At 63.2% G+C, this 18,269-nt stretch carries 18 protein-coding genes; 16 read left to right on the top strand and 2 right to left on the bottom strand.

The genetic code is table 11. The annotated features are described in order from the left end of the window. Nucleotides 1-51 precede the first annotated feature (51 nt). Both VNH11_09740 and VNH11_09745 read right to left on the bottom strand, forming a co-directional pair. Nucleotides 52-813 (bottom strand): ComF family protein, encoded by a 762-nt coding sequence (locus VNH11_09740; GenBank protein HVA46643.1) that lies wholly within the window; start codon nucleotides 811-813, stop codon nucleotides 52-54. 402 nt (nucleotides 814-1,215) lie between these two features. Then, nucleotides 1,216-1,902 (bottom strand): 7-carboxy-7-deazaguanine synthase QueE, encoded by a 687-nt coding sequence (locus VNH11_09745; protein HVA46644.1) that lies wholly within the window; start codon nucleotides 1,900-1,902, stop codon nucleotides 1,216-1,218. A gap of 180 nt (nucleotides 1,903-2,082) precedes the next feature. Here VNH11_09745 and queF point away from each other — a divergent pair, with 180 nt between their 5' ends. The 16 genes from queF to VNH11_09825 all read left to right on the top strand — a co-directional run bounded on the left by queF (nucleotide 2,083) and on the right by VNH11_09825 (nucleotide 18,159). Continuing rightward, complete coding sequence (queF, locus tag VNH11_09750; protein ID HVA46645.1) at nucleotides 2,083-2,442, top strand: preQ(1) synthase; 360 nt, start codon at nucleotides 2,083-2,085, stop codon at nucleotides 2,440-2,442. Further along, a complete protein-coding gene (locus VNH11_09755; GenBank protein ID HVA46646.1) occupies nucleotides 2,439-3,530 on the top strand; it encodes a Xaa-Pro peptidase family protein in 1,092 nt (363 codons plus the stop codon). Before queF ends, VNH11_09755 begins: the two co-directional genes overlap by 4 nt. 45 nt (nucleotides 3,531-3,575) lie before the next feature. Beyond that, nucleotides 3,576-4,067, top strand: coding sequence for an acetyl-CoA carboxylase biotin carboxyl carrier protein (accB, locus tag VNH11_09760; GenBank protein ID HVA46647.1), 492 nt, complete (start codon nucleotides 3,576-3,578; stop codon nucleotides 4,065-4,067). A 26-nt stretch (nucleotides 4,068-4,093) separates the two neighbouring features. After that, nucleotides 4,094-5,437 (top strand): acetyl-CoA carboxylase biotin carboxylase subunit, encoded by a 1,344-nt coding sequence (accC, locus tag VNH11_09765; GenBank protein HVA46648.1) that lies wholly within the window; start codon nucleotides 4,094-4,096, stop codon nucleotides 5,435-5,437. A 101-nt stretch (nucleotides 5,438-5,538) separates the two neighbouring features. Beyond that, a complete protein-coding gene (locus tag VNH11_09770; protein ID HVA46649.1) occupies nucleotides 5,539-6,864 on the top strand; it encodes a 6-phosphofructokinase in 1,326 nt (441 codons plus the stop codon). Nucleotides 6,865-6,945: 81 nt separating this feature from the next. Continuing rightward, entirely contained in the window at nucleotides 6,946-7,722 is a 777-nt protein-coding gene (locus VNH11_09775; GenBank protein HVA46650.1) for an alpha/beta hydrolase-fold protein, read from the top strand. Between the two features lie 191 nt (nucleotides 7,723-7,913). Further along, the gene (locus VNH11_09780; protein HVA46651.1) at nucleotides 7,914-10,370 is read left to right on the top strand and encodes a tetratricopeptide repeat protein; all 2,457 of its coding nucleotides are present in this window, start codon (nucleotides 7,914-7,916) and stop codon (nucleotides 10,368-10,370) included. After that, nucleotides 10,367-10,837, top strand: coding sequence for a hypothetical protein (locus VNH11_09785; GenBank protein HVA46652.1), 471 nt, complete (start codon nucleotides 10,367-10,369; stop codon nucleotides 10,835-10,837). Before VNH11_09780 ends, VNH11_09785 begins: the two co-directional genes overlap by 4 nt. 5 nt (nucleotides 10,838-10,842) lie before the next feature. Continuing rightward, the gene (locus VNH11_09790; GenBank protein ID HVA46653.1) at nucleotides 10,843-11,685 is read left to right on the top strand and encodes an ATP-binding protein; all 843 of its coding nucleotides are present in this window, start codon (nucleotides 10,843-10,845) and stop codon (nucleotides 11,683-11,685) included. Nucleotides 11,686-11,774: 89 nt separating this feature from the next. After that, nucleotides 11,775-13,199, top strand: coding sequence for a sigma-54 dependent transcriptional regulator (locus VNH11_09795; GenBank protein HVA46654.1), 1,425 nt, complete (start codon nucleotides 11,775-11,777; stop codon nucleotides 13,197-13,199). A 215-nt stretch (nucleotides 13,200-13,414) separates the two neighbouring features. Next, nucleotides 13,415-13,816 (top strand): flagellar basal body rod protein FlgB, encoded by a 402-nt coding sequence (flgB, locus tag VNH11_09800; protein ID HVA46655.1) that lies wholly within the window; start codon nucleotides 13,415-13,417, stop codon nucleotides 13,814-13,816. Nucleotides 13,817-13,818: 2 nt separating this feature from the next. Beyond that, complete coding sequence (gene flgC / locus VNH11_09805) at nucleotides 13,819-14,241, top strand: flagellar basal body rod protein FlgC (GenBank protein HVA46656.1); 423 nt, start codon at nucleotides 13,819-13,821, stop codon at nucleotides 14,239-14,241. Nucleotides 14,242-14,281: 40 nt separating this feature from the next. After that, a complete protein-coding gene (gene fliE / locus VNH11_09810) occupies nucleotides 14,282-14,587 on the top strand; it encodes a flagellar hook-basal body complex protein FliE (protein ID HVA46657.1) in 306 nt (101 codons plus the stop codon). 190 nt (nucleotides 14,588-14,777) lie between these two features. After that, nucleotides 14,778-16,451 (top strand): hypothetical protein, encoded by a 1,674-nt coding sequence (locus VNH11_09815; GenBank protein ID HVA46658.1) that lies wholly within the window; start codon nucleotides 14,778-14,780, stop codon nucleotides 16,449-16,451. A 3-nt stretch (nucleotides 16,452-16,454) separates the two neighbouring features. After that, nucleotides 16,455-17,438, top strand: coding sequence for a FliG C-terminal domain-containing protein (locus VNH11_09820; GenBank protein HVA46659.1), 984 nt, complete (start codon nucleotides 16,455-16,457; stop codon nucleotides 17,436-17,438). Between the two features lie 67 nt (nucleotides 17,439-17,505). Beyond that, nucleotides 17,506-18,159, top strand: a complete 654-nt coding sequence (locus VNH11_09825; protein ID HVA46660.1) for a FliH/SctL family protein — start codon at nucleotides 17,506-17,508, stop codon at nucleotides 18,157-18,159. Nucleotides 18,160-18,269 lie beyond the last annotated feature (110 nt).

An 18,269-nucleotide genomic window follows, 5' to 3' on the forward strand; every position in this document is an offset into this window, starting at 1 on the left:
ACCGTCAATATACCACCGGACCGGCTTCGCAACAGAAGCAAACCATAGCGGTCACCGGTCGTCCGTCCGCGCCACGACCACCACGCCCACGGCCCGCGCTCCGGCGCGAACGAGCAGCCGGGCAATCTCGTTCGTGGTGGCGGCGGTGGTCATGATGTCGTCGACCAGGAACACCGCCTGGCCCTCCAAACCCGCCGGCCGGCGCAGACGAAACGCCCCGCGCACGTTCGCCAGGCGCTCGGCCGGCGATAAGCCGCTTTGCGGGCGAGTGAAGCGGCGGCGCACGACGTGCCGCGTGCGAACGGCGACGCGCAACCGGCGGGCCAATACCTCGGCCAGAATCGAGGCGCTGTTCGTTCCCCGCCACCAGCATCGCAGCCAGTGCATCGGCACGGGGGCGACGAGATCGGCTTGCCATGCCCGCAGACCGTCGCCGAGCCGCTCCCAGACGAGCTCGGCCAGCGCCGCCGAAAGCGGCTCTTCCTGGGCATGCTTCATGCGCAGCACCGCCTCGCGCAGCTCGCCGGCATAGTCGCCGATGGCCCACGTCCGTGAAAAGTGAAACCGCTCGGCGACGCACTGCGGACAACCGTCCTCGGTGACCGGCGCCTGCCGCAACGACAAGGCGCATCGCGGGCACCGAGGTGCGGCGGCCGGAACGAGCCGAAACTGACAGGCGGCACAGAGCCGCGCCGGACATGCGGCGTCGAGCTCGGCATCGCACATCGCGCAGCGCGGAGGGAAAAGCAAGGCGTTGACCCCGCCGGCGGCGCCGCGGCCCAGTTGCCCGGCTTTTGCGAGGCTGTCACGCAATGTCGCACCAAGTTGAAGGCGTCGGTCGGGCAAGAATTGCGGGCCTCAGGACCAAGCGGCAAGTGACAACGCCTGACATTCTACAACGGTACGCGGCGGTCGTAGAGACAAATCGCGGTGGCTGGGGCAGAGCCGCGCGCTCGGCCCGTTCTCCAGTTGAAGCTCGGCAAGCGGGCGGCATCCGGTCGGAACAAAACTGGCCTCAGGTACATGGTATCACTATCGGTCCTGTGGCAGTGTCTTAAAGTTGTGTCGCTCGCCCACATCAACCCGAATCGCAAGTTTTAGTGTTGCGCTTTCGACAAACTCCGTGGCCGCTCCGCGGCCGGGATCTGAGCACCACCAGCGCACCGGCTTGATCGGAAGAAAAATTGTCCGCAGGCTCGCTCTCTCGCACGCTACTCACGTCCCCCGCATCAGCCCGAACCACTCGATTTGACGGCGCGGACAAAAGCGGACGCCGGCGCCTTCGCAATACTCCCGCAGCCAATGGCCCCGCCGGGCAAGCTGCTCGGCGTCCGTTCCTTGGGGCATCAAGAGCACGCGCGATCGATCGATTTCGGGCAAACCCCGCAGATAAGCCTCGGCCTCCCGGCAATCGCTGGGCTGATCGACTACGAACTTCACCTGATAGGGATAGTCGCGCACTAGGCGGCGGACCACGTCCGGGGCGTGCCGCGTCTGCTCGTGCCGGCGGTGCCAACGAGGGTTGGTGCGCGCTTTGGGCGCCGAGTTCGACAACTTGGGGCTGATCGACATCAGGTCGCAGGCCACCGGCAGGTCGAGCGTGCCCGCTGTTTCGATGGTGATGTGCAAGCCGCGCTCGCGCAATCCGTCGGCCAGCGGAATCACCTCGGCGAAGAGCATGGGTTCTCCGCCCGTCAGCACCACGTGCCGCGAATGATATTCGTCGACGCGGTCGAGGATTTCGGGCACCGACAGGTCTTCGCCTTCGGGCGACCAGGAAGCGAAGGGCGTATCGCAGAACCAGCAGCGCAGGTTGCAGCCGCTGGCGCGCACGAAGACGCTTTCGGCGCCCGTCAGCAGGCCCTCGCCTTGGATCGACAAATAGATTTCCGCGATACGCATCTAGGATTCATCATGCCAGAACCGCGGCCGCAAAAAAAGGCGCAACCCTGGCGGCCTGCGGCCGAACCTGGGGAGTGGCGGCCCGCGGCGGTGGGCCGTACACTGAAACAGCCGCTCCAGCCGACTGGCGTGCCGTGGCTTAATGACTGACGAAGAACAGGACAAGATTAAGGACCGGCCATGCCTAAAGATTTTCGGGCCGCGCTCGAAACCTTCGACAACCAATTCCCACAGCGAGAATACGTGATCGAGATCGTCTGCCCGGAATTCACGTCGGTCTGCCCCAAGACGGGCCAACCCGATTTCGGCACGCTCACCATCACCTATTCGCCCGCGGCCAAGTGCGTGGAGCTGAAAAGCCTCAAGCTCTATCTGCAACAGTTTCGCAATGAAGGCGTCTTCTACGAGCACGCGACCAACCGGATTCTCGACGACCTGGTGGCCGCGACCGGGCCGCGGTGGATGCGGTTGAATGCGGCATTCACGCCGCGCGGCGGAATCAGCACGACCGTGACCGCCGAATATGAGGTCGGCAAATGACGCGATTCGCCGGCCGGCGCGCCCGATTGACGAAGCTGGTCAAGAAACAGGGCGCCGAAGCTGTATTGGTCAGCAATCCGACGAACGTGAGCTACCTGAGCGGCTTCACGGGCGACGACAGCTTTCTGCTGGTCGGCGGCCAAGAGTCGCTCATGATCAGCGACTTCCGCTACGTTGTCCAGTTAAAAGAGGAGTGCCCGGACCTGAAGGCCCACATCCGCCCCAGGTCGACGCTGCTCGCCGACGAGACGGTCAAGGTCATCAAGTCTGCCCGGCTGCGGCGGCTGGCGATCGAGGGCGACTCGCTCACGGTGGCTACGCTCGGCCTGTGGGCCAGCGAATTGCCGAAGGTGTCGTTGCTGATCACATCGGGTCTGGTCGAGGAGCTTCGCCAGATCAAAGACAAGCAGGAGATCGACGAAATCCGCCAGGCCGTTGGCTATGCGGAACGGGCCTTTGCCACCTTTCGGGCCAACCTAAGCCTGACCCGGACCGAGAAAGAGCTGGCCGACGAGCTCGATCACCAAATGCGGCTCGCAGGCGCGGTGGCCAGCAGCTTTCCCACGATTGTCGCGGCGGGACCACGAGCGGCCTTGCCCCATGCCAGGCCGACAGACGAACCGGTCGACGGGGCCAATCTGTTGCTGGTCGATTGGGGAGCCAGCGGGCGAGGATACAAGAGCGACTTGACCCGTGTTTTGCTCACCGGTAGAATCTCGCCCAAACTCGAACGCGTGTATGGAGTTGTGTTACAGGCACAGCAGCAGGCGATCGCCGCCGTCGCGCCCGGCAAGACCGGCCAGGAAATCGATAGCATCGGCCGCGGCGTCATTGCCGACGCGGGCTTTGGCAAGTATTTTGGTCATGGCCTCGGACATGGAATCGGCCTCAACGTCCACGAACTGCCACGGCTGAGCGAGCTCAACGAAAAGCCGCTCGAACCCGGCATGGTAGTGACCGTCGAGCCGGGGATTTATCTGCCGGGCTGGGGAGGGGTCCGCATTGAAGACGACGTGCTCGTCACGCGGCGGGGCCACGAAGTGCTGACAAGCTGCCCCAGGCAGCTCGCTGAGGCGGTGGTGCAGTGAAGAAGCGAACCGCGTAAAGCTAACACCTATTGGAGAACTTCTGGCATGGCCAGTCAACCGCCCAATGCGGGCGACGTGTTCGATATGCGTAAGATTCGCCGACTCGTCGAGCTGATGAACGAGCACGGTCTGACCGAGATCGACCTGCGCGACGCCGAAGTGCGCATCCGGCTGCGAAAGGGGCAGGAAACGATGATTGCTCCCGCGGCCCCGGCGGCCGCGCCGGCTGCCGCCGCGCCCGCGGTCCAGCCGCCGCAGCAGCAGGCCCCGCAAAAACCGGCCGACGAAGCGTATGTGGCCTATATCAAGAGCATCATGGTGGGCACTTTTTTCACCTCACCGAGCCCCGAGGCGCCTCCCTTCGTCAAGGTCGGCGACCACATTGGCCCCGATTCGACGGTCTGCATCATCGAGGCGATGAAGGTCTTCAACGAGATTCCCGCCGGCGTTTCGGGGCAGATCGTGGCCGTGCTGGCTCAAAACGGCGATGCCGTCGAATATGGCCAGCCGTTGTTCAAAGTTGACACCCGTCATTGACGCGGCGCGCGGACTGAGGCCGGACGATGTATAAGAGAATCCTGGTTGCCAATCGCGGCGAAATTGCGCTGCGCATCATCCGCGCCTGCCGCGAAATGGGCATCGAAACGGTGGCCATCTACAGCGAGGCCGACCGGGGCGCGCAATACCTGGAGTTGGCCGACGAAGCTTACTGCGTCGGCCCGGCCAAGAGCATCGAGAGCTACCTGAAGATCGACCGCGTGATCAGTGCCGCCGAGATCGGCAACGTGCAGGCGATCCACCCCGGCTACGGCTTTCTCTCGGAGAACGCCCACTTCAACGAAGTCTGCCGGAGCTGCAATATCGACTTCATCGGCCCAACGCACGACGCAATGCGCAAGCTGGGCGACAAGAACGAAGCCCGCAAACTGGCCCGCGAGGCGAAGGTGCCCACCGTGCCCGGCAGCGATGGACTGATTTCCGACGAGCGGCAGGCGATCCAAGTGGCGCACGAGATCGGCTTTCCTGTGCTCATCAAGGCTTCGGCCGGAGGGGGCGGCCGCGGCATGCGCGTGGCCCTGAACGATCTGGCCCTGAAAAGCGCCATTCAACAGGCCCAAGCCGAGGCCCAGGCCGCCTTCGGCGACGCCAGCATTTACCTGGAAAAGTACATCGAGCATCCGCGGCATGTGGAAGTGCAGATCATCGCCGACCATCACGGCAACGCGATTCATCTCTGGGAGCGCGATTGCACCCTGCAGCGCCGCCACCAAAAGGTGATCGAAGAGAGTCCCGCGCCGCATTTGCCCGGCGACGTGCGCCAGGCGATCTGCGAAGCGGCTGTGCGGCTGATCAGAATGGCGGGCTACACGAACGCCGGCACGGTCGAGTTCATCGTCGACCGCCAGCACAACTTTTATTTCATCGAAGTCAACGCCCGCATTCAGGTCGAGCACCCGGTGACCGAGATGGTGACGGGCATCGACCTGATCAAGGCCCAACTGCGGGTGGCGGCGGGCGAGCCGCTGCCGTGGAAGCAGGAACACGTGCGGGTCTCGGGCGTGGCCATCGAGTGCCGCATCAATGCCGAGGATCCCCAGCGGAATTTTCAGCCGTCTCCTGGTAAAATCGAACGGATCATCGTGCCGGGAGGTTTTGGGGTGCGTTTCGACTCGCACGTTCATACGGGCTACGTCGTCTCGCCCCATTACGACTCGATGATCGGCAAGTTGATCGTTCACCAGGCGACGCGCGAGGCGGCCATCAGCTCGATGCAGAGGGCGCTGAGCGAGTTGCGAATTGAAGGGATCAAGACCACGGTTCCGCGGCTGCTCGATATCCTCCGGCATTCGGCGTTTGTCGACGGCCAGGTCGATACGACGTTTATCGAGCGGACGTGGGCGAGTTGAAGGTGATCTTGGATTTTCGATTTTGGATTTCTGAAATCGAAAATCCCAAAATCGAAAATCCCAAATCATGGTATTCGTTCGAGCGATTGAGGTAACAGCCAATGCCCATCCCATCCGTTCCGCCTTTGGGAAGCCCGCCGCATGCGGACACGCGAATTCGCCGAGTGGCGCTGCTGTTTGCCGGCGGACCCGCGCCGGCTGCCAACGCCGTGATTTCGACGGCCGCCGTTTCGTTCTTGCGCAACGACATCGACGTGCTGGGCATCATGCACGGCTATTCGCACCTGATGGAGTATTCGCCCGATCGGCCGCTGGAAGAGGACCGCGACTACATTAAGTTAACGCACCGAATCCTGAGGCGGACGCGCAACAGCCAGGGCATTCTGATCGGCACGGCACGCGCGAACCCCGGCCGCGACGTTTCGCATCCCGATCACCTGGCCGATCCCGCGCGCACGGCCGCCTTGAGGACGGTACACGAGGCACTGCTCTCCTTGGGCGTCGACGCGCTGGTGTCGATCGGCGGCGACGACACGCTCAAATCGGCCAACAAGTTCAAGCTCTTTCAGGAACACTTGCCGCCCGAGGCGAAGCGCATCCCGGTGGTCCATCTGCCGAAGACCATCGATAACGATTATATGGGCATCGACTTCACCTTCGGCTATTTCACCGCGGTCGAAACGCTGGCCAGCGAAATCCGCAATCTGCTGGCCGACGCCGAAGCGAACCGCAGCTACTACTTGACCGAAGTCATGGGCCGCAGCGCCGGTTGGTTGGCTTATGGCACGGCCATTTCCGGCGAGGCGAGCCTGGCGGTCAGCGTCGAAGACATCACCGGCAAGTATCGCGGCGAGGAGGAGGTCGCCGACGAAAAGACCGGCGAAAAGTCGAAGCGTCCGGTGATGGTGGTCGACGAGGTCGTGCGCCGCATCGTGGCCACCCTTCGTGTCCGCGAAGAGAAGGAAGGCAAGGACTTCGGCGTGATCGTCATGGCCGAGGGACTGGCGGAATACCTGCCGATGGAATTCTTGAAGGGGATTCCGCGCGACGAACACGGGCATATTGCCATCTCGCAGGTGAACATGTATCGCACGTTCGCGAAGCTCATCTCCAAGGAATATAACCGCCAGACGGGCAAGAACCGCAAGGTGACCGGCCTGCAGCTCGGCTACGAAGCGCGTTGTGCCCGGCCCTTGGCGTTCGACGTGATGTTGGGCAGCCAGTTGGGCGTGGGGGCCTATCGGGCGCTGGTCGAGCGCAACCTCAACGGCGTGATGGTTTCGGTCGAAGGGCAGCTTGAGTTGCACTATGTGCCTTTTGAGGAGTTGGTCGACCCGACCACGCTGGTTACGAAAGTCCGGCACGTCGAGCCCGACAGCGATTTCCACCGGCTGGCGCGGTTTCTGGAGACCTACGTCAACGAATAGACCGAAGACAGCCGTTGACAGTCCCGCGCCCGTTGATTAAAGTCCGCAACCTTGTTCGCCTGAACCCTCACCGGGAACACGATGCTTACCAATCGCTTGCAATCCGCTTTGCCCGCTCCGGATATTCTGACGAACCCGCATCGCGCCTTGCGCGACTTGGAGGCGGCGCACTATTCGGCCGCCCGCGCAGAACTGCCTGCGGCGCTGTTTGCGCCGCTGCACTATGAGCCAAACTATGCCTATCCGCTGGTTGTGTGGCTGCACGGCGCGAGCGACGACGAAAGCCAACTCAAACGCGTCATGCCGCTGATCAGCATGCGCAATTACGTGGCGGTAGCCCCCCGCGGCCCGCGCCGACAAGACCGCGCCGCCGGCAAGCCGGCTTACACTTGGCCGCAAACCGCTGCCGACTGGGCGGTGGCCGAGCAACGCACGTTTGAGGCCATCGAGATGGCCCAGGACCGCTTTCATATCTCACCCCGGCGGATGTTCGTGGCCGGTTACGATTGCGGAGGAACGATGGCCTTCCGCCTGGCGATGGATCATCCCCATCGCTTCGCGGGCGTGCTCTCCCTGTGCGGGCGGTTTCCCAACAATCAGACGCCCCTGCGGCGGCTGAGCGATTGTCGCAAGGTGCCTGTGTTTCTGGCCTGCGGCCGCGACAGCCACGTTTATGCCAGCGCCGAAGTGTGCGGCAATCTGAGGCTGTTCCACAGCGCCGGCATGAACGTGTCGTTGCGGCAATATCCCTGCGGGCACGAGATCGCGCCGGCCATGCTGGCCGACATGGACCGCTGGATCATGGAGCAGCTCACGGCCGGATCGCCCGCGGCCGTCAACGAGACCTCGGCGCGCTAGATGCGTTGACAGGCGCAGCGGCTTTCGATACAACCTCGCAACCTTTCCCCGGTTTCACGCTGGCACGCCTGGGGCCGACACCTGTCTGGCGGCGGCGGAAATCGGCCGCTCTCACAAGTTGATCGTTCCAAATCCCCCGACCGCGTCGGCGGCCCGAGTCCGTCGCGCGCGGTTGCAGATCGGCGTTCCGCATGGCAAAGCCCACTCCCGCCAAGCCCACCGAAGCACGCGCCGGACGGCTGAAGTCGCGCCTGCTGACCGCCGGGCGCGTGGCGTCGCACATGGCGGCGTGGGCCGGCCGCAACCCACTGCAAGCCGCGATTATCAGCGGCATCGTGCTCCTGCCGGTGCTGCCGATCGTCGTGGTGCAATGGTCGCTCAGCCGTCACTTGCCGAAGCAGCCGGTCGTATCCGGTGTCGAGGCCGCGCTGGCCGCGCTCGACCAGGGCGACTTTTCCGGCGCGGCAGAGATCGCCCATTCCTTCGGCGCCGAAGGGCCGATGACGGCCGACGAGCTCCGCGCAAAACCGTTCCTACTGGGAGTGGCTGCCGATCACGACGCCGACCGTCTGCTCGGCCGGCAGCAGCGCCGCTTGCGCGCGGTCGCCGCCCGTTACTTGAGCGAGGCCCGCGTCTTGGGCTTTTTCGACGGACGGGAAGGCGAAGGCCTTTTCTTATTGGGCAAGGATCTCTACGAAAGCGGCCAGGCAGCCGAGAGCGTCAGCGTGTTGGAGCAAGCGCTCAAGAGCAACCCTGAACGCCTCGAGCTTCATCGGCTGCTCACCGGCGCCTACCTCGATCAGGCCGAACCCCAATATCACCAGGCGCTGGCCCACAACACCCGCTACCTGGCCGATGAACACCTTTCCTCGGCCCAGCGACAGCAGGCGCTGTTCCAGCGCAGCCGAATTGAGTTTGCCCTGGGCGATTACACCGCTTGCCTCAAGTCGCTCACGGAAATCCCCGACGAGTCTCCGTTGCACCAGCAGGTGGCCGTCATGCGGGCCTTGCTGTTGGAACGGGAAGCCGACTCGCTAGACGAACAAAACGCCGCGCAAGACAAGCGCCTGGCCGATGAAAAGCGCCGCTCAGCAATTCAATTGCTGGAACCGCCGACGGGGCATCGTCGTTCGTCCGACGCATTGGCGCCCGATGCGGCCTATCTGATCGGCCGCCTGCGTCTGGCGCTCGGCGAAGAGGAGGCGGGCCTTTCGCAATTGCAACACACCGCGCAGCGCTGGCCCGACACCGAGGCCGGCTTCGCCGCCGGCATTGCCGCGGCCCAACGGCTAGGTTCATTAGGACGCCCGAGCGAGGCGGTCGCGGCCTACCGCGACGCGCTGAAATCGCTCGATCCCGAAACGCAGTTCAAAAACCGCTGGCTCTCGCTCGATGAAGTGCGCACGTGTACGCTCGACGCCTACCAAGAATTGTTGCGCCGACAGCAGTTTGAGCCGGCGATCAGCCTGGCGGTCGATTGCCGGCCGGTGCTGGGGGCGACGAGAGCGCTGCAACTTGAGGCCCAAGCGCACGCACAATGGGGCCGGCACCTGTTGATGGTGGCCGGAGGCGGCGATACTCCAGAGCAGATGAAGCAGCTTTCCACGGGCCGCCGACGCTTGCGGCAAGCCGGCATCCTCTATGGCCGTCTGGCCGAAATGCGGCTGGCCTCGCGCGAGTATACCGACGACCTCTACGACGCGGCCGAAGCCGAGTTGGCCGGTCACGACTACGCGGCCGCGGTGACCACGTTCCGAAAGTACCTGGACGTCGAAGCACGCAAGCGGCGCCCACGGGCGTTGCTGGCACTAGGGGAATCGTTGTTGGCCTCCGGACAGCCGGCCGCTGCGCTGGAGCCGCTCAAAGAGTGCATCGAGTTTCACCAACGCGACGCGGCGATCTACGAAGCCCGCTTGCTGGCCTCTCAGGCCTATCTCGAAATCGCTCAGACCGGTCCGGCCGAGAAGTTATTGCTCGACAACCTGGACGGCGCCGCGCTCAGTCCGGCCAGCACCGAGTGGCGCAATTCGCTGTTCGCGCTCGGCCGGCTGTTGTATGAGGCGGGCCGATACCACGAAGCCATCGGACGGCTCGACGAGGCGACGGCCCGCTATCCGACCGCTGCCGGCGCCGACGAGGCCAATTATCTGGCGGCCGAAAGCTATCGCCGCAGTGCTCTGGAAGTGCAAAGGCAGGAGCAGCAGGAAGCCACCGCGGAAGGCCGGCTGGCCCGTCGCCGCGAATGGACGCAATTGTTGGAAACCGGCCTGGCGCGCTACGAGAAGGAGTTGAGCGCCATGCTGGTTCGCCAAGAACAGCGGCCTTTGACGCGGCTGGAACAAGCGGTCCTGCGGAACTGCTTTTTCGCACGGGCGGACATCCTATTCGATCTCGGCCGCTACCAGGAAGCGATTCAGGCTTATGCCAGCGTCACAAACCGCTATCAGCAGCGTCCCGAAGTATTGCCGGCCTACGTGCAAATCGCCGCCTGCTATCGCCGCTTGGGACAGGCCGACAACGCCCGCAGCACCTTGGAGCAAGCCAAATATGCCCTGAAGCATCTGGGCGAGGATCTTCCCTTCGAGCAAACATCGAATTATACGCGGCAGGAATGGGGACAGTTGTTTCAAACGCTGGGCACGCTATGACGACCGACGCACCAACGACGCTCTGGGAAACCGACGTGCTCTTGCAGTTGACGGCGCGCCGGCACGCCTTGCTGGAGCAGCTTTACGTTTTGGGGCGGCGGCAACTCGAACTCATCGACGAACGCGACATGAACCAGCTCATTCACGTGTTGTCGGCCAAGCATCACGTGCTGGCGGAGTTGCAGCAGGTCGAGAAGCGAATCGATCCGTTTCGCAACCAGGATCCCGAAAGCCGTCGCTGGCGCAATCCTCAAACGCGCGAAAGCTGCGGCGACCACGTGAGCAAGGGAGACCAATTGCTGCGCGACATCCGTGAACAGGAGAAGCTGGCTGAAGAGCGCCTGCGACGGCACCGCGACGAGGCGGCCGCTCGCCTGCGTCTGGCGCACTCGGCGGCCCAAACGCGCCTGGCCTACTCGGCGCCCGTCTCCGCCACCGGCCGTCTCGACCTCTCGACCAAGGACTGACCGAGATGACCTGCGACACGCAATCTGCCGCGAGCCCCTTTTTGAGTGCCGATTCCGACCTGGAAACGGTGCTGGCCGCCTGGCACGGCGCCACGCTCCGCCTTGAGCAGACCCACGAGGCGCTGCGGGCAGAAGTTCAACGCCTGACGGATGAGCTGGAGATCAAGAACCGCGAGCTGGCCCGCCAGAACCGCCTGGCCGATCTGGGCCAAATGGCGTCGCACATCGCTCACGAAGTGCGAAACAACCTCGTGCCCGTGGCGCTCTATCTCAGCGTGCTGCGGCGACGTATTGCCGGCGACCCACCGGCATTGGCGGCGCTGGAAAAAGTCGAGCACGGAATCAATTCGCTGGGCGCCACGGTGAACGACCTGCTGAACTTTGCCGCCGATCGCGATCCGCAACTCGCGTCGGTGACACTACGACCGCTGATCGACGAGATGTACGCATTGCTGGCACCGCAGCTCGCGGCACAGTCGATCGAGCTGGTGAACGAAGTCGGCCACGATCTGGCGATGATCGCCGACCGCGAAATGTTGCGCCGGGCGGTGCTGAACGTGTCGTTGAATGCGCTCGATGCGATGCCCGACGGCGGACGGCTCACCGTGCGCGCCTGGCAAGAGCCGGGCACGGCGACGCTGGAAATCTCCGACACGGGACCGGGGCTTTCCCAGGAGGCATCGAACCGGGCGTTTGAACCGTTTTATACAACCAAGCCGACGGGCACGGGTCTGGGGCTGGCGATTGTCTATCGCATGGCCCAATCGCACGGCGGCCAGGTGACGATGGGCAATGTGCCTACGGGAGGCACGGCGGTCACGCTCCGCCTGCCGGAGAGGCGGAGGTGATTTTGGATTTTCGATTTTGGATTGCTGAGTCGAGAATCCAAAATCCAAGATCCAAAATCCAAAATGCGAACCGGTGTTGAGAAGAATCTATGACTAAACCGAGAGTCAACCTGCTGACGCTACGCCCCGCGGAGCTCAAGGGACGAGTTCTGGTGGTCGACGACCACCGACAGGCGCGTGAGTCGATGTCCGACATCTTGCGCCAGGCGGGCCACCAGGTACAGTGCCTTTCCAGCGCCGTCGAGGCCGTCAAGCTGCTCGACCACGAGAGCTTCGATGTCGTGATCACCGACCTGCAGATGCCCGGCATGACGGGACTCGAATTCGTGCGGCAACTTGCCAAGCGGCCCCACGGGGCGCAGGTCATCATGGTGACGGCCTACGCCACCGTGGCCTCGGCCGTCGAGGCGATGCGGCACGGCGCCTTCGATTACATTGAAAAACCCTTCGCGGCCGACCGGCTGGAGACGCTGGTCGAACGGGCGCTCGGCCACGGGCGGTTGATCGATGCCGGGCAAGCCTTGCCCGCGGCCGGTTCCTGCCAGCCGCCGGTGATGATCGGCAACAGTCCGGCGATGCGGGCCCTGCGTGCCTGCATCGCACGCGCCGCGCCCACCATCGAAACCATTCTGATCATGGGCGAGAGCGGCACCGGCAAAGAACTGGTGGCGCGGGCGGTCCATTCCGCCAGTTTGCGCGCCCAGACGCCGCTGGTCGGCCTGAACTGCCCGGTGCTGTCGGCCCAGTTGATGGAGAGCGAGCTTTTCGGTCACGAGCGGGGTGCCTTCACCGGCGCCGAGACGGCGCGCACCGGGCGGTTCGAGCTCGCCAACGGCGGCACCATTTTGCTCGACGAAATCAGCGAGATCGACTTGTCGCTGCAGGCCAAGCTGCTACGCGTGCTGCAAGAGAGGACGTTCGAGCGCGTCGGCTCCAGCGAGACCCGGCCTCTGGACGTGCGGGTGTTGGCGACCACCAACCGTGATTTGCGATCGGAAGTCGCCGAAGGCCGGTTTCGCGAAGACCTTTTCTTTCGGTTGGCCGTCATTCCGCTGGAAGTGCCGCCGCTACGCAACCGCCGCGAAGACATCGCTCCGCTGACCGAACACTTTCTGACGCGGACGGCCGCTCGACTCAGCTCCGAGCTGTGTGATCTCGATGCCAGCGCCCTGGCCCTCTTGCACAGCTATCACTGGCCGGGCAATGTGCGCGAGCTGGAAAACATCATCACACGGGCCAGCGTGCTGCACGCCGGCGACGCCATCTCCGCCGAGGATCTGCGGCCCTGGCTGATTGATACGCCCGGCGAAGCGACCGACGCAGCCGACCGGCTGCCGCTGGGCCTCAGCCTGCGGGAGATGGAACGCAAATTGATCGAGGCGACGTTGGACCACTTTGACGGACACCGGGCGAAGACCGCCGAGGCGCTTGGCATCGGCCTGCGGACACTTTCCGGCAAGCTCAAGGAATACGGCTACGCGCCGCGGACCAAGAAGTTTGCCAGAGCGGCCTGATCGGCAGTATCTGCCTGTCGCCGCGCAGTTTTTGCCGTGACCAACTGGCCCCGAACAATTTGCCGCGAGAAAACCCAACGCAACCCTCAGCGCAAACAACGAATGACAAACACCGTGCTGGTACGAACTTGGGACCGACCCGGCACTCGTATGTTTCCAAGTCAACGGCCCTGATTATCGGTTACGGCATCCTGCTTGCTTGAACACAAACGAACATGCTTAACGACCTGTTTAATTCGACGACGATCCCCGTGCTGGAGCAGGTCGTCAACTTCGCGCAGATGCGCCACCAGATTCTGGCGGGAAATATCGCCAACCTCGATACCCCGGGGTATCGCACGCGCGACCTGTCGGCTGACCAGTTTCAAGCGAATCTTCGCCAGGCGATCGAAACCCGCGACACGCAGGCGACCTCGCTCACGGCTTTAGACAACGGCAATCCCTTTTCGCCGGTCAAATCGAGCTTGCAGGGCATCTTGCGGCACGACAACGACAATGTGGGGCTGGAGCAACAACTGATGGAGATTGCCAAGAACGAGATGCAGCACAACATCGCGCTGACGATTATGAACAATCAGCTCCAGTTGATCGGGGCCGCCATTAGCGAGAAAGCGTAGAAATGATTTCCTCCCTCGACGTAAGCACCAGTGCCCTTGTCGCCCAGCGAGTGCGGCTGACGGCCATCGCCAATAACATCGCCAATCTTTCCACCACGCACAACGAGGCGGGCGAATTACAGCCCTTCCAGCCGCGATACCCGGTGTTTCAGTCCGACGACAGCGTGCGCGGTCCTTATGGCGTGTCGGGCGTCAAGGTCGGCTCGGTGCAAATTGCCGATGTCGAGCCGCGCTGGAAGTACCAGCCGAATCACCCCGATGCCGTCAAAGACGGTCCGCACACGGGCTATGTCGCCTATCCCAATGTCGACCTGATGAGCGAGTTCACGGACGCATTGGAATCGACCCGCGCCTACGAGGCCAACCTCGGCGTGATCGATGTCACTAAACAAATGATTCAAGAAACCTTGCGCATTCTTGCCTGAAGTCAGACCGTCCGAAACCGAAGAGCCCTAGGAGTGAGTCGTGGCGACGATCAATCCCGTACAAGTGCCCTCCATCACCCAGTTGCCCGCAACCGCCGCAGTCAACGGTGCGGAGCAATCGAGCGGCAGCTCGTTCAAGAGTATCCTGCTCGACTCGATCGACCAAGTGAACTCGATGCAGCAAGACGCGAACCGGGCCGTCGAGCAGCTTGCCACGGGCGGCGATGTCAGCCCCGCCGAAGTCTTTACTGCGGTGCAAAAGGCCGACCTGGCTTTCCGCATGATGATGCAGGTCCGCAACAAGCTCGTGCAGGCCTATCAAGACGTCCAGAACATTCGAGTATGAATGGGTTCAGGGTTCGAGAGGGTTCAGGGTTCGAGAAAGTTCAGGGTTCAGGAAGCCGAGTGAAAAGTGAAAAGCGCGAGCAAGGAGTACGCATGGTGCAACCAGGACTTCTTTTAGCTTGACTGAACCCCGAACCCCGAACCCTGAACCCCGAAACCTGAACCCTGAACCCTGAACCCTGAACCCTTCCATGGACTTCCTGAACAAAGCCTTCGCCCAGCTTGCCGAGCTGTTTCGCTCGATGTCGCCCGGCGCCCGGATCACGGCCGGGTTGCTGCTGGCCGTGGTCGTGGCCAGCGCCGGCTTTCTGTTCAACCACCAGGTTACGGGCGGCGATGCGTACTTGCTTGAAGGACAGCACTTTTCGACGGCCGAATTGCAGGCGATCGAGAGCGCCTTCGGCCAGGCCGGCCTGAACAACTTTGATTTCGACGGAGGCCGCGTGCGGGTGCCGCGCGCCCAAAAAGCGAAGTACATGGCGGCCTTGGTTGATGGCAACGCCATGCCCGCCCATTTCGGTTCGCATCTCGACGCCGCGGTAAGCAAGCCAAGTCCGTTCACCAGCAAGCAACAGCAGGACGCGATGCTCAAGATCGGCCTGCAAAAAGAGTTGGCGGCGGTCATCACTCAGATGAAGGGCGTGGAAACCGCGTCGGTGTTGTACGACGTGCAAAAGAAGGGCGGTCTGAAACTCGAAACCACCGTGACCGCCTCGGTCAGCGTCAAGCCGGTCGGCGAAAACCCTTTGCCATCGGATCAGGTGCCGAAGATCCGCGCGCTGGTGGCAAGCGCCATAGCGAACCTGACGCCCGAGCAGGTGACGGTCGTCGATTTGAACGGACCGTCGTATCAGGCCACGGGCAACAAGAACGTTCATGACGTCTTCGACGATCCCTATGCCCAGCGGGTGAAATACTGGCAAGGCCATTATGAGAGAACGATCCTCCAGGCACTGAACTATGTGCCAGGAGTGGTGGTTACCGCCAATGTCGAGCTCGATCCGCACACCAAGCTGCAAGAAGAAAAAACCCGCGTCGATTCCAAAAACGTGGTGCCTTTGTTCGTGCAAGACGAGACCGACACGGAGCAGACCGATGCCGCCAACCCGTCCGGACAACCGGGACTGCAGGCCCAGCAGCGGCCCAACGCGCCGGCCACGCTGCCGGCCCAGGCACGCGGCAGCCACACCGAAAAAGAACGCAGCTCGCGGCGCGAGCAAAACGACGCCCCGCGCGACTGGACGAGGACCGAGACGGCACCGCTGACTCCCAATCGCGTCACGGTGACGGTTGCCGTTCCGAGCAGCTATTTCGAAAAGGTGTATCGCGATCAAAACCCGTCGCCGCCCGACCAGCCCCCGCCGCCCGTCGATAAGAAGGCGCTGGCCCAAATCCAGACCGATGAAACGAGCAGAATCCAAAACTCGATTGCGCCTTTGATCCCGCAAGTCGATCCCACGGCCGACCCGCGTCCGTTGGTCACCGTGACCCCGTTTCATCACTTACCCGCGGCGGCGATCCCCGTTCCCGCCACCAGCGAGATCGCGCTCGGCTGGCTGGCCGCCAATTGGAGCACGGTGGGCATGACCGGTCTGGCGCTCCTCAGCCTGGTCATGCTCCGCTCGATGGTCCGTGCCGCTCCGGCCCCGTCGGCCACGCCCGACATGCCGCTTCCGCCGCCACCTCCGTCAGTAGAAAAGACAGCCGAGAAGGGCGTTGCCGAGGGCGAAGGCAAAGGTGCAAACCGTCTCAAACGACGCTCCGGCTCGGGCCAATCGCTCCGCGAAGAGCTGGCAGACATGGTTCGTGAAGATCCCGACACGGCGGCCAGTATTCTGCGCAGTTGGATCGGCAACGTGAGTTAAGCCATGAGCAAAATCGACGAACGCCTGCGCCGCGCCGCAATTCTGATCGCCAACCTCGATGACGCGATGGCCGATCAGTTGCTCGACCAGCTTCCCGCCGAAGAAGCCGCGCGGCTGCGGCGGACGGTGGTCGAGTTGCACGGCATCGCACCTGGGGAAGAGCGGCAGGTGATCAGCGACTTCCTTCGCCGGCCAGCCACTCCACCTCATCCGGGCGTGGAGCTCGACGCGGGGTTGGCCCGGCGACTGTCGCAAGACCACCGGCCGGCGCAAACGGAACAAAGCGACAGTGCGAAGCCCTTTCGGTTTCTGCACGACGCGCACGGCGAGAAATTGACTCCCTTCATCGCGGGCGAGCGCCCGCAAACGATTGCAGTCGTGATTTCGCACTTGCCCGACGATCGAGCTGCGGCGGTGCTGGCCACGCTGGAGGGCGAGTTGCAGGCGGAAGTGATTCAGCGACTGATCGATCTCGACCAGGCCGATCCCGAAATCGTGCGCGAGGTCGAGCGCGGACTGGAGTCGCGGATGCTCGAGCAGGCGGTGACCGAGCGTCGTCAGGAAAGCGGATTGCAATCGGTGCTCCGCATTCTCGACGCGGCCCGGCCGGGCTTGCGCCGCGCGATCATGACCAATCTCGCGCGGCACGACCGTCCGCTGGCGCAGCGGCTCCGTCCGCAACGGTTCGAGTTCGACGACCTGCGCGGCGTCGACGACGCGACCTTGGCCACGATTCTGGCGGCGGCCGGCAGCGAGCTGGCGCGCCTGGCCTTGGCCGGCGCCGACGAAGAGTTGGTCGAACGCATTCTGGGGCCGTTGACTCCCATCGAGGCCAAGAAGATGCGCCGGATGATCGAGAATTTGGGACCCCTGCGATTGAGCGACGTCGAAGAAGCGCAGCGCGAGGTGGCCCGCATTGCCTGCCAGCTTGCGTTGGAAGGAAGAATTGATTTACCCAGAGGCGACGAGATACTAGCGAAAGCGTGAGTCAGCCAATTTTCGATTTAGGATTTTGGATTACCCAAATCCACAATCCACAATCCACAATCTTAATATGCCCCCTGTGATCAAAGCCGCATCCGACCCGGGCGCCCGCTCGGTGGCGTTCAACTTCGACGACTTGGCGTTGGAAGCCGAGGCGCACTTGCGGCGCGTGCGGGCACAGGCGGAACAAATCGTGGCCAAAGCGGCGCAAGAAGCGGTGGCCGTGCGCCAAGCGGCCGAAGCCGAAGGGCGGCAGGCCGGCACCAAGGCGATTGACAGCATGGTCGACGAAAAGATCTCCAGGCAATTAGAGACCGTGCTCCCGGCGCTGCGGACCGCGATTGCCGAGATCGAGCGATCGAAGCAATCTTGGCTGGGGCACTGGGAACGAGAAGCGCTTCACCTGTCGGCCGCGATGGCGGCACGCGTTTGCCGGCGCCAGGCGATGCAAGAGCCTCAGATCACCTTGGATTTGCTGAAAGAAGCATTGGAGCTCGCCGGCGGCAACGCCAGCGTCCGCATCTTGCTCCACCCCCACGACCACGCCGCGTTAGGACAACAGGTAGAAAAGCTCGTTTCGGAGTTTTCTCGGCTGGCGGCAGCCGAGATCGTGGCCGACGCGCAAATCAGCCGCGGCGGTTGCCGGGTGGAAACGGACTACGGAGTCATCGATCAGCAATTTGAAACACAACTGGAACGGATTGAAGAAGAACTATTGCAGTGATATCAGGCAACGTCTCGGGGGTTGGGGGTTGAGGGTTGGGAACAGCGCACCTAACACCTAACGCCTCGGCAATGGTGGGCCGGCGCTCGCAAGCTCGCTGGTCCTACCCT

Source organism: Pirellulales bacterium, assembly GCA_035533075.1.
Taxonomy (GTDB): Bacteria; Planctomycetota; Planctomycetia; order Pirellulales; family JAICIG01; genus DASSFG01.